At 45.6% G+C, this 12,761-nt stretch carries 10 protein-coding genes; 4 read left to right on the forward strand and 6 right to left on the reverse strand.

The genetic code is table 11. The features are described from left to right. Positions 1 to 236 precede the first annotated feature (236 nt). Positions 237 to 890 (forward strand): hypothetical protein, encoded by a 654-nt coding sequence (locus tag GC130_RS22865; RefSeq protein WP_152000690.1) that lies wholly within the window; start codon positions 237 to 239, stop codon positions 888 to 890. Positions 891 to 899: 9 nt separating this feature from the next. Here GC130_RS22865 and GC130_RS22870 read toward each other — a convergent pair whose 3' ends face one another. From GC130_RS22870 to GC130_RS22895, 6 genes are all read right to left on the reverse strand, one after another. Further along, positions 900 to 1,460 (reverse strand): DUF3109 family protein, encoded by a 561-nt coding sequence (locus tag GC130_RS22870; protein ID WP_152000691.1) that lies wholly within the window; start codon positions 1,458 to 1,460, stop codon positions 900 to 902. A gap of 806 nt (positions 1,461 to 2,266) precedes the next feature. After that, positions 2,267 to 2,686, reverse strand: a complete 420-nt coding sequence (locus GC130_RS22875; RefSeq protein WP_152000692.1) for a DUF2335 domain-containing protein — start codon at positions 2,684 to 2,686, stop codon at positions 2,267 to 2,269. Between the two features lie 357 nt (positions 2,687 to 3,043). Beyond that, positions 3,044 to 4,426: an amidohydrolase family protein gene (locus GC130_RS22880; protein WP_152000693.1), complete on the reverse strand. Its 1,383-nt coding sequence runs from the start codon at positions 4,424 to 4,426 to the stop codon at positions 3,044 to 3,046. A 133-nt stretch (positions 4,427 to 4,559) separates the two neighbouring features. After that, the gene (locus tag GC130_RS22885) at positions 4,560 to 6,983 is read right to left on the reverse strand and encodes an ABC transporter permease (RefSeq protein WP_152000694.1); all 2,424 of its coding nucleotides are present in this window, start codon (positions 6,981 to 6,983) and stop codon (positions 4,560 to 4,562) included. 110 nt (positions 6,984 to 7,093) lie between these two features. After that, positions 7,094 to 7,648 carry a DUF2911 domain-containing protein gene (locus GC130_RS22890; protein ID WP_152000695.1) on the reverse strand — a complete coding sequence of 185 codons (555 nt, stop codon included), beginning with the start codon at positions 7,646 to 7,648 and terminating at the stop codon, positions 7,094 to 7,096. Positions 7,649 to 7,654: 6 nt separating this feature from the next. After that, complete coding sequence (locus GC130_RS22895; RefSeq protein ID WP_201568514.1) at positions 7,655 to 8,107, reverse strand: GNAT family N-acetyltransferase; 453 nt, start codon at positions 8,105 to 8,107, stop codon at positions 7,655 to 7,657. A 204-nt stretch (positions 8,108 to 8,311) separates the two neighbouring features. On the opposite strand from GC130_RS22895, the gene GC130_RS22900 reads away from it, so the two are divergent. The 3 genes from GC130_RS22900 to murA all read left to right on the forward strand — a co-directional run bounded on the left by GC130_RS22900 (position 8,312) and on the right by murA (position 12,687). Then, on the forward strand, positions 8,312 to 10,597 hold the full coding sequence (locus GC130_RS22900) for an ATP-dependent helicase (RefSeq protein WP_152000696.1): 2,286 nt from the start codon (positions 8,312 to 8,314) through the stop codon (positions 10,595 to 10,597). A gap of 116 nt (positions 10,598 to 10,713) precedes the next feature. Further along, positions 10,714 to 11,382 carry a DUF4290 domain-containing protein gene (locus tag GC130_RS22905; protein ID WP_152000697.1) on the forward strand — a complete coding sequence of 223 codons (669 nt, stop codon included), beginning with the start codon at positions 10,714 to 10,716 and terminating at the stop codon, positions 11,380 to 11,382. Beyond that, positions 11,383 to 12,687, forward strand: coding sequence for a UDP-N-acetylglucosamine 1-carboxyvinyltransferase (gene murA, locus GC130_RS22910; protein WP_152000698.1), 1,305 nt, complete (start codon positions 11,383 to 11,385; stop codon positions 12,685 to 12,687). Positions 12,688 to 12,761 lie beyond the last annotated feature (74 nt).

Raw genomic sequence — 12,761 nt, forward strand, 5'->3', positions numbered from 1 at the left:
GCAGTTTTTTCATGAAAACCATCCCACTCCAGGGGGTGATTTCTTTGTCAGTAAAGGCCAGTTTTAAGTCCATCTGCCATGTAAGTTAAAATGACACGGAAAATCGTGCAATTGTGGTCGAAAAAAACAACTCATAGCATTGATAATCAGTGATTTAAAACCTAAAAACCCTAATGGCGGCCATTAGAAATTAAGCCCTAATGACAATTCTGGGTTTAAACTATTATCTTCGTTGTATGCGCATCATTTTTTCCCTTTTCCTTCTGATGTCTTTCAACAGTGCGGTCGCTCAGGACACGCTAAAATGGCTGTCGGTTGGGTTCAATACGCAGGCATACAAAGGAGACCTGGGGGACAAATACAGCAAATGGACGGGTGGGCTGTACACGAGCCTGCAGTTTAAGACTCAGAAGAAATGGAATGGCAGCGTGAATCTTATCATAGGTAATGTTACCGGACAAGACCTCAATCCGGTTTTCAACGTCAGCCCTGAAAGTGGCAGACAGCCCAATACCTATTTCAGCAATTCCTTTGTAGCGGCCTACTACCAGCTTCACTGGAACGTTTATCTGAGGAGTCGTCTCAGGGTATTCCTGGGCCAGGGAATCGGCTTGATGAGATACAATGCCAAAGACGAGCAGGGGGTCAGCCTGGCCAACCAAACGAACACCCGGGCCGCTAATGAGTCGGCAGGCAATATTGCTTTGCTTCTGCCTACCAGCCTCGGAACAGCCTATCGGTTTAAAAACAACTTTGGCGTAAGCTACAAATTCACCCTGCTGAACACAGCCACTGACTACCTGGACAACATTTCACAATTGGGGGGTGTCACGGGTGGCGACAATGTGCTGGCACATCAGGTTTCCTTACTGGTGCCCATTTATTTCTAACTGAAGCCCTCAGCCTTCGATTTCTTCCACTAGCTGCTGATACCAGGCCTCTCCGTATTTTCGGATCAGCGCCTCTTTTAAGAACTTGTAGACAGGCACACCCAGCTCCTTGCCATGGTCACAGGCAGGCGCACATATTTGCCAGCGGTGGTAGTTAAGGGCGTCGTAGTTATCGTACTTCGATATCCTTATTGGGTACAAATGGCAAGAAATAGGTTTTCTCCATTTTGTTTTTCCTGCCAGCCAGGCTTGCTCAATGGCGCATTTTAAAATGCCTCTTTCGTCATAGATAGCGAAGGCGCATTCCTTATTATTGATAGTAGTGGTCGAAAAGTCACCCTCCTCGTCGAGCAGGTAAGCCCCACTTTTCTCAATGGCCTTCACCCCAGCATCGGACATAAAAGGCTTCACTTCATCCAAAATGCTATCAATTTGCTGAAGTTCGTCTTCCTCTAAAGGAGCGCCCAGGTCGCCTTCGACGCAGCAAGCGCCTTTGCACTTGGTAAGGTCACATACAAACAACTGCTCTTTGATGTCGTCAGAGATGACGGCGTTTTCTACCAATATCATGGCACAAAGTTCTCGCTATTTACGGAGTAAAACAACGATTCACCCTAAGACGCTTACCATTTCCATATTATCTTCAACCTGTCAGAGCTCTAAGTGAATAGTTTAAAACGAGATATGCCGATCAAATTCAGAAAATATCGTTATTTGTAAATGACAAGAAAGAGAGGGCAGAGTGTAGAAACGCTTCTTATAAATTAACTGTTTACTGAAAGTATGGCTTCCAACGACACATTCAACCTCAAAATAAGCCGAGCTCAGCTTTTCAATTTAGTGAGTAAAATGAGCAAGAAGGATCAGAGAGATCTGCTAAAAGCCCTTCAGGACAGAACCTATTTGCAGCGCTTCGAAGATTTACTTCAGAAATTCCACACAGACGATTTAACTATGGAAGAAATCTCCCAAGAGGTTGAATTGGTGAGACAAAAAAGGTAAGATGAAGGGAAACATCAAGTACAAAGTAATAGTCGATACTAATACTATACAACCTGAAGAAAAACCTTTCGGCTCTGATTCGAGCCCTTTTTTAGAGTTGGTCTTAGCTCTTTAATTTCGAACCTCCTAGCAAATCAATGTGGCACTAAACCTAAAATTCAAAGAGTGTCTTAAAAGTACTGATATACCCCAGCTTAATGAAGTTTCCAAACTCAAGGCCAATGCTTTTTGATGGCTTCCTTTCCTTCTTAGGTGAAACACTTGTTTTAATAAGTATCACATTAAACTAGCTGTTAATCTTCAGCTTGTTTTCGCACCTATACGGCGCTCAAATTTTGCTGGTCTTATCGCTGGAATGAATAATGGATAAAGTATTACCTGCGCCGCAGAAACTGCCCTACAATTCCAGCCAACCCTACTGCGCCGATAATTGCTCCTCCAATCTCAAATCCTTGTAAAACAGTATAAAACCCACCAATGAGGGCAATCATGCATAAGATAAATGCAAATACCTGACCAGTCCTTCTCAATAGAAAATCCTTATCTAAGTGTTTTTCATCAAGATTGTGCTGGTGTTTTTGCTCTTCTAATACCATCCTTTTCATTTGCCCAGTGAGATCAGGATCAATCTCATTGTAATAATCATAATCCTCTGGAGAAGGGTATGGCCCTGTTCTTATGCTGACCTGTTGAGAAACTATTTGAACGATTTTTCTAGCTTCATTTCCACCAAGCTTAGGAAACTGTTGGCGAATCTGTTTTGTGATTAACTCACTATCAACCTTTTTAGCCATTAATTATAATGTATCAAGGTCTTCAATAGAAAAACGATTATCAAATCCCTTTTTAATAGAGTTGCCACTTAACGCTCTCTTATAATATATGCCAACGTTATACCAACTAGATCTTAGATTATTGTTATTTCTTAACTCCAATCCATCTCCCATTATGCTAAAAGCAGACCAGGCTCCATTATTGAAGGATTTTCTTCTATTGTACATAGTTGATTCTCTGAATGGTGAAAGCATAATATTAAGTATCTACTTAACGATGTTGCAAATATATTAGTTTAATATACTAAAAGTATAACTAAAATAATAATACATTAAACTGAAGCCTCTTCATATCAATGCCATCAATAAGTTGAGAGCCTATTCCTCATACAAAGCAGCAATCTTCGACAACTCGCCGTCGATAAACTGCCTGTCCAGCAATTTGCCTCTTACCATCACCCACTGAATTTTGCTCATATTGGCAATATCATCTAGTGGGTTAGCCTTCACAAGCACCAGGTCGGCCGAAGCACCTTCACTCACCTCCCCAAACTTTCCTTTTTGATTGAAAAACACTGCACTGTTAATCGTGCCTGTTTTCAAAGCTTCATAAGGGGTTAACCCGCAGTCGATCATCGACTTGAGCTCGTGGTGAGCCGAGAACCCGGGCACATTAAACACCTGCGGTGCGTCGGACCCCAAAATGATGGGCACGCCAGCCTCGTGCATCTTTTTGATCATTACTTTCCTGATCTCATTAAGTCTGTTGGCATTGGCTGCGCTAAAAGTAGGTCCACTCAAAAAGTTCTCTTTTGACCTTTTCCAGTTGGCCCTGGTCTGCTGCGACATGTAAATCATTTCTGGATCGGCCAGCAATGCATCAGCCGATTTGGTTGATATCCAACGATCAAACAGCGACTGAGTAGGCACTATTGCCACATTATTATCCAAAGTCTTTTGAATAAGCCCATCCAGAAGGCCCATGTCTGTATACGGCACCCAGTCGACGCCGAAGAACCCATTGCTTTCCGGATCGAGCCCTAAAGTGTCCGGCACCAGCCCCTCGACATAGCCGTCAACATGATCTACCGTTCCATACCCCGCCTCCAACGCATGACGTATGCCAACAAACACTGACACGTGGCCGCTGTACGTCTGCCCAACCTCTTTTGCTGCGGTTACCATTGAATCAAAAACCGACAACTTAATGCCGGGATGCAGCTTCATAAAATCGTAACCCATCTCCTTTTGTTCTTTCACCAGTTTCACGGCCGACTCTCCGGTAGGCACACTATTTCCATTGAAAGAAGGGCCTGATGTGAAAATCCTGGGCCCAAGTATTTCGCCGGCCATTACCTGCTCCCTGAGTTTCAAATGTTCGGGATGCCCAAGCATGCCCCTGATGGTGGTGACACCCTGAGAAAGATAAAGGAAGAGCGTTTCAAGGGTTTTATCAGGGCCTGGACCTGGCTGAGGTATGTGTGCATGCATTTCAGTGAGACCTGGCACCAGGTAGGCTTCTTTCGCATCAATGATTGTAGCTGCCTGACTAGGCATGAAATGCTTTTCACTTACTATTTTGGCAATCAAACCGTCTTTCACATACACCACCTGCCCGGTTACCACCTTGTCAGAGGTCATTGTGACGAGGTTAGCATTGGTAATTGCAAAATCATAGCCATCGCCAACATTGGGGTCACCAACGCAGCCGCAGACAAAAAAAACAGCAATGAGGAGAAAGAATGGGTTCAACGATTTCATATAAATGCCTGGTTAGTCCACTGAGTAAGTAGCACAATTTAATGAAACTATTGATTGAAAGTACTGGCTATGGGTTGGAGCCAAAAAAAGCCCTGACCAACGGTCAGAGCTTTATCGCTATGCTTAAGAAAATTTATTCATTTCGAAGCGCATTCACCGGATTGGCCGTAGCTGCCTTTATCACCTGTGAAACAATAGTAACCAGGCCAAGACAACCAACAATGAGCAAAGCCATCGCTATGACGCCAAACCCAATCGACACTCTGGTAGCCATCAGGTTCAGCCACAAATCGCTGACCAGCACTGCAATGGGCACAAACACCACCACCGAAATGATAATTACCATGGAAAACTGGCGGGTGAGTGACATGACGAGGTATTGAGTGGTGGCACCAAGCACTTTTTTGATGCCAATCTCCTTCACTTTTGTTTGAAGATGGAAGCTCACCATGCCCAACAACCCAAGGCAGGAAATAAAGATGGCAAAAAGTGAGACAGCAGTTACAATTGCCGTGATATCCCCCAGAAAAAAGTAAAAATGATCCATTTCCTGATCCAAAAAGCTGTATTTCAACTCCCTTTTGCTGTCTATCGACTTCCACGCTTCCTGTAGGTCACTTATCACCGATGGCACATTGGCAGAACTAATTTTAAGGTTAATGTTCTCATAACTGTCCGGCATAAACCGCAGGGCCATCGGCTCTATGGATTTCATCAACGGCTCGAAGTGGTAGTCTTTCACTACGCCAATTATCTGCACCCGGTTTTCTTTGTCCAAAATAATCTCCTGTCCGATGGCCTCATGGGGAGTTTCAAAGCCGACCGTTTTTACAGCGGTTTCATTAAGGATGATGAATTTCTCTGTGCCTTCGCCGTCCCCAGGCGCATAGTCTCGTCCTGCCAAAAGCGTAATCCCGAACGTGGAAATGTAATTATCGTCGACAGAGAAGTGATTGAGCCCGAATCGCTCGCCCTCCATATCTCTTTGAAAATCGGCACCATGCGAACGGCCAATGGCAGGGTTGTGGGACGAAAAAGTGTAGGCAGTTACAGCCGGATTCTTACTAAGCTCAGCTGCCACTATCTCCGGTTTGCTGCCCTGCAATTCCACCACAAGCAAGTTCTCCTCATCGAATCCGTACTCAGAGTTCACCATCAGGCTGGTTTGCTCCCTCATCACAAGGATGGAGATGATCATAAAGATGGATAGGCCAAACTGAACGATCATGAGCACTTTTTTGAAAGAGAAGTTCGACATGAATCCCCTCTTACCTGCACCGCCCGAAACCCCATGATAGCCCTTCAATGCCTGAATGGGGCTAAACTTTGAAAGGAAAAGAGCAGGAAAAACACCCGCTATAAGTCCAACAAAAACACTAAAGCCAACGAAGTAAGGAAAAGCGCCGTAGGAGAAATCAACACTCAGTTCTGCCAGAGTAAATATCTCCAGTCCATTGAAGGCGGGGATCATCACTTTAAGAATACCCACTGAAAGAATGAGTGACAGCATGGCCATGATGACGGATTCGATGACAAACTGATGAATCACCTGACGCCGGGTGGCACCCGACACTTTGCGAATACCAATCTCCCGTGCCCGGGTCAGTGATTTTGCCAGCGACAAATTGGTGTAGTTGAACAGGGCAGTCACCATTACCACAAGGGCAAGAAACCCAAAGAACGCCAGCACAATGCTGGGAATGTAAAACCCCAGTTCGTTACCATACATATTGCCCATGGCAATTTTTGTCACCGGGGCCACGCCAAATGTGTAAGGCTGTCTGTCCTCAGCCCATTCGATGTTTTCTTCGGCTAGAGCAGTGACAGTAGCTGCTACCTGCTGAGGGTCTACACCCGGGTTCAGCTTGAAGTAATTATAACCCACCCACAAGTTTGACCAGTTGTCGTTCTTCTGGTTCGAAAAAGGACCGTCGTCAGCCATCGAATTGAGTGTACTCATGGAACCGAGGGCCTCAAATTTCATGTGCGTACTAACTCCGTCCATATCAAGCACGCCGGTGATTTTGAAGGGTCCAACACCTGTATAATCAAGCACCAACCCGAGATAGGAATCCCTTTTTCCAAAAAACTTTTCAGCTGTTTCCTTGGTCACAACCACTGAAAAAGGGTCTCTTAACGCAGTTTCTTTATTGCCTTCCATCAGTGGAAATGAAAAAACCTTAAAGAAACTTTCATCCGCCAAAAGGCCATTGATATCCAACACCTTGTCGTCTGTTTGTGCCTCTCTCCGAAAATCAGAACGTAAATTGGTGTATGCCTCAAAATAGGCATACTGATCAACCATCGCTTTCCTGAAAGGCAAAGGACTGCTGGCTGTTCCTGCGAAAATACGGGGTGCATTGGGGTTAAAGCTCTCGATCCTGTAAATACGGTCAGCGCCAGCATGAAACCTGTCGTAGTTGTACTGATTGTAAATGATGGTGATAAGCAGCAACGAAACCGACATCGCCAATGACAATCCGGCGATATTAACAAAGCTGAACAGCTTTTGGCGAGCCATGCTCCTCAGAGCAATTTTGAGGTAGTTCTTAAGCATAATAGTCCTTTTTTAAGTTATGAGCTTTAGACTATTACTTTACGCTTTCAGTTACCCTGCCAGTAGACCTATTGTATTGAAATGAATAAATGAAGGATTGAACAGATTATTCACTTAAGTGAGCTGATTGGCGGGTTCTCCCATTTGATAGGCACCCTGGTCAGCGTCCTGTTCCATTTGAAAAGAAGTTGGGTTCCGTTTTCATCGGGTTGAAACTCTATCGTCAACTGCTCTACTTCTTCTTTTGGGTTAAGCACCGGCACTTCCACCCTAAGCACATCCAGGTCGTAGTTGGGTTCGAACTTACCCCACTGGGCTAATTCACTGTTGAGTACTATTGTCCAGCGGGCAGATTCAGGAATAGTGTAGAGTCTATACCTCCCTTTTTTTACCGGCTTACCACCAAAAACCACATCTCTGCTAAACTCAATTTCTGTGGCTTCGTTGGCACCTGTGCGCCAGTACTCGCCGTATGGCACCAGCCCACCAAAAACCTTTCTCCCCCTTTTGTAGGGCCTGCCATAGTCAAGATCAATGGTAATGTTCTGCGTTTGGTAGGTTGCCTGCCCCCTTGGGCTCAGTCCCAGTGAATTATAGAATTCGTAAGCCGTATAGCCACCGTAGACCAGCAGTGCCAAACCCAGTCCAAATAATACCTTTTTCATTTCCTTCTACTTTAACCATTCGTACAATTGGTAGTGGTCGCCATTCATACCAAGTTTGCTGTACACGCCCTGAGCCGATGTGTTGGTTTTATCCACGTACAATCTCAGGCCTGCCAGAGAAGGAATCCTTTTAACTTTGTCGGAGAGAAACTGATACATTTTCTTAAAGACACCTTTTCCCCGGGACTCTTCTATCACAAACACCGACTGAATCCACCACACAGTGCTGTTTCTCCAGTCGGACCACTCAAAGGTGATCAGCAATGAGGCTACAATCTTACCTTCCTCCTCAGCTACAAAATACGTGCCCTTATTTGGATCGTTGAAAACAGAAATGACACCTTTTTCAACCACGGCCCTGTCCAGATTCAACTTTTCTGTTTCCCAGGCCATTTTTATCTGGAAGTCGATAATAATCTTAGCATCTCCTAATGATGCCTCACGGATAGTCAAATTCATACACTGCTCTTTGATAGAAGGCTGGCAAATTAATAAACGAGTAGAATAATCTGTCAGTATTAGAGGTATTATCAAAACATTCCAGCGCTAGCCGTCCTGCTAAACCCAGATTTCCACAGGCGTCCTCTCCTTAATTTTGCAGATATCAAAATTCCTCCAAAAGTTTCCTCGCATGTGAAGCCCGTCATTTGTTAACTTGCGGTCATGAGTCTAGATGCGGAAGAGGAATTTCTGAAAGAACTAAACGAACCTCAGCGAGAAGGGGTGATTAATACGGAAGGGCCGACCATGATCATTGCGGGCGCTGGATCGGGAAAAACCAGGGTACTCACCTACAGAATCGCCTACCTGATCAAGTACAAGCATGTTGATCCTTTCTCAATAATGGCACTCACCTTTACCAATAAGGCTGCCCGGGAAATGCGCAACCGGATAGAAAAAGTAGTGGACAATGATGCCCGAAACATTTGGATGGGCACTTTTCACTCCGTGTTTGCCAGACTTCTTCGTTCGGAAGCGCATCATATTGGCTATCCAAGCAACTTCACCATCTACGATGCCGACGACTCAAAGTCGCTCATCAAAGCAATAGTAAAAGAACAGGGCCTGGATGATAAAGTTTACAAAGCCAACGCTGTATTTAGCCGCATTTCTGGCGCCAAAAACAACTTGGTTTCGTGGAAAGACTACATCAACAACCCGTTGTATCAGGCCGACGACGAAAGCCAGATGCGGCCGCATATTGGCAAGCTCTACCAGCTTTATGTGCAGCGCTGTTTCAAGGCCGACGCCATGGACTTCGACGACCTGCTCTTTAACACCAACCTGCTTTTCAAAGAACACCCTGACGTGCTCAACAAATACCAGCAACGCTTTCAATATGTGCTGGTGGACGAGTTTCAGGATACTAATATTTCGCAGTACCTGATCACAAAAAGGCTCGCATCCGTTCGACAAAACATAGCTGTGGTGGGTGACGACGCACAGAGTATTTACGCCTTCCGGGGGGCCAATATTCAGAACATTCTCAATTTCGAAAAAGACTACCCCGACCTCAGGATCATCAAGCTGGAGCAGAACTACCGGTCGACACAGAACATTGTCAACGCTGCCAACTCGGTGATTGTAAAGAACAAAGCGCAGCTCCACAAAAACGTTTGGACTTCCAACCAGGAAGGTCGGTTGATAGAGCTCATCAAGGCCGTGAGCGACAATGAGGAAGGGAAGCTGGTGGCTTCGACCATTTTTGAGCAAAAAATGAACCACCAGTACCATAATAGCGATTTTGCTGTACTGTACCGCACCAACAGCCAGTCGAGGGCGATGGAAGAAGCACTCAGGCGGATGAACATCAAGTACAAGGTCGTCGGTGGATTGTCGTTCTACCAAAGGAAGGAGATCAAAGACCTGCTTGGGTACCTGCGCTTCGCTGTCAATCAAAATGACGAACAGGCACTTCGCCGTATTATCAATCTACCAAAGCGTGGCATTGGCGACTCCAGTGTAGATAAAGTTATTGTTGCAGCCGATGAGCAGGGTGTTTCCCTCTGGGAGATTCTTGAGAATATCCACCATTTTGTGGGTGGACGTGCCGGTGAAGCCATCAAAAACTTTGTCACCATGATCAAGAGCTTTCGCATCACGATGGAAAAAAGTGATGCTTACGACACTGCTCAATTGGTCGCAAAAAACTCCGGCTTGCTCAAAGAGCTTTACGAGGACAAAACGGTGGAAGGACTGAACCGGTACGAAAACGTGCAGGAACTACTCAACGCCATCAAAGAGTTCGTTGACAATCCAGAAACGAACGACAAAACGCTTGGTGCCTTCCTGCAGGAGGTATCACTCCTTACTGATGCCGACGACAAAAACAAAGAGCTCGACGACGCCGTGACACTGATGACCATCCACATGGCGAAGGGGCTGGAGTTTAAAAACGTATTTGTGGTGGGCATGGAAGAAGACCTTTTCCCCTCCCAAATGATGCTCAGCAGCCGGGCCGATCTGGAAGAAGAGCGCAGGTTATTCTATGTGGCCATTACCCGGGCTGAACAGCATCTGTTCCTTAGCTATGCGCTCAACCGCTATCGTTATGGCAGACTAAAAACCTGCGAACCCAGCCGTTTTTTGTCCGACATCGACACGACTTATCTGCAGGTGAGCAAATCTATTGGCAACCACGAACCACTGCCGGGAGTGCAGGCGCAGCACTTTGGAAAGCGCTCGCTCATCGCCGGCTTCCCCGAGCAAAAACCACAAGCACCAAGACATTTTGTAAAACAAACTGCTCACCAACCTTCCTCCGACTTCAAACCAAGCGACACCAGCAATTTAATAGTCAGCAACAGGGTGGAACACCCGAAATTCGGCTTTGGGAAGGTAATAAGGATGGACGTGGACGGTGCCAACAGGAAGGCCATCATTGATTTTGAGCAGTTTGGCGAAAAAACTTTGCTTTTAAGCTTTGCCAAATTGAGAATAGTAGAATAGTTTCGCCAAAAGTTTCATTTCGGAGTAAGAAGACTCTACCTTTAGATGAAACTTTTCATTGCGATTTTTGTAAATTGCTAGGAACCCTGTTAGAGTAGCACCAAAACGGCGTTCCTATGAATGACTTCGATGAAGATAAAAGCCCTTTAGTTTTGAGAGAATACGGAAGAAATGTCCAAAAGCTGGTCAACTATGTGAAGACCATTGAGGACAAAGAAAAAAGGACCCGCTTTGCGGAGACCCTTGTGGATTTGATGAAGATGATCAATCCTAACACCAAAGATTATCCGGAGTACACACAGAAAGTTTGGGACGACCTGTATATCATGGCTGGCTTCGAGCTTGAAGTGGACGGTCCTTTTCCTATGCCTGAAAAGAGCATACTTGGTCGTAAGCCAAGAAAAATGGACTACAATACTCACAATGTCCGGTTTAAGCACTACGGAAAAAACGTGGAGCTAATGATTCAGAAGGCGCTGGCTTTGGAGGATGCAGAAGAGCGTGAAGCTGCTGTCATTTCCATTGGTAAGCTGATGAAAACTTTCCAGTTGGCCTGGAACCGTGACAATGTTGATGATGAAGTAATTCTTCAAAACATTGAGCAGCTTTCTAAGGGGGATCTTACGATTGGCATTGAGAAAGTAAAGGAGCAAAACCTTTTCGACCCGTTGGTGAAAGAAAGAGAATTTGCCACCAACCAACCCCGCCAACAACGAGAAAATAACAACAGAGGCGGCAACAACAACAGAAACAAACGTAATTTCCAAAAGCGCAGGAGAAACTAGATGGCCTCTTTCAGGGTAAAGGGAGGGCAGCGCCTTAAGGGGGAAATACAACCTCAGGGTGCTAAAAACGAAGCTCTTCAGATAATTTCGGCAGTTTTACTTACAGCAGAACCAGTACACATCAAGAAAATTCCTGATATCAGGGATGTGAACAAACTCATAGAGTTGTTGGCTGATTTTGGTGTGCAAATAGAGAAAACGGGCCCTGAATCCTACATTTTTACTGCCAAGGACGTTAACCTGGACTTTCTTGAGTCCGATCAGTTCAAGGAAAAGGCTGCATCGTTGCGTGGATCTATCATGATCCTCGGCCCTTTGTTGGCTCGGTTTGGAAAGGGAAAAATACCAAAACCAGGAGGTGATAAAATAGGCCGCAGAAGGCTCGATACGCACTTTATTGGTTTTCAAAAGCTGGGGGCTAAATTCGACTACCACCTTGGCACAGGCTTCTACAACGTGTCAGCCAAAGAGCTTACCGGCACCTATCTTCATTTGGATGAAGCTTCCGTTACAGGCACCGCCAATATCATCATGGCAGCCTCAATGGCCAAAGGCACCACCACTGTTTACAATGCGGCTTGCGAGCCCTACATCCAGCAGTTGTGTAAAATGATTAACCGGATGGGTGGCAAAATATCCGGCGTTGGCTCCAACCTGCTTGTGATCGAGGGTGTTGAGAGCCTGGGGGGTACCGAGCACACCATGCTGCCCGATATGATTGAAATAGGCAGCTTTATTGGCCTCGCCGCCATGACCCAAAGCGAAATCACCATCAAAGATGCCCGCATTGATCAACTGGGCATCATACCCGACACCTTTAGAAGGCTGGGCATCAACCTAGAATTCAGAGGCGACGACATTTTTATTCCTGCTCAGGAGCATTACGTGATTGATTCCTTTATTGATGGCTCCATCCTTACCATTGCAGATGCTATTTGGCCTGGCTTCACACCCGACCTCATCAGTATCATCCTGGTGACCGCCACCCAAGCCAGAGGAACGGTGCTTGTCCATCAAAAAATGTTCGAATCACGCCTTTTCTTCGTAGATAAGCTCATCGACATGGGCGCTCAAATCATCCTTTGTGACCCTCACAGGGCGACGGTGATTGGACTGGACAGAGCATTTCCATTGCGCAGTATACAAATGACATCCCCGGACATCCGTGCAGGCGTATCGCTGCTCATCGCTGCGCTGTCTGCCGAGGGCATCAGCACCATCCACAACGTGGAGCAAATCGACCGTGGTTATCAATACATAGAAAAACGTCTAAACGCCATTGGCGCACAAATAGAGAGGTTTTAAACCCGTTAAATAAGCGTTAACACCTGACTTTGGGTCAGAAAAATATTTTTTTTATATATTCGATTTTTCTATCG

The sequence above is a fragment of the Imperialibacter sp. EC-SDR9 genome, assembly GCF_902498805.1.
Classification (GTDB): Bacteria; Bacteroidota; Bacteroidia; order Cytophagales; family Cyclobacteriaceae; genus Imperialibacter.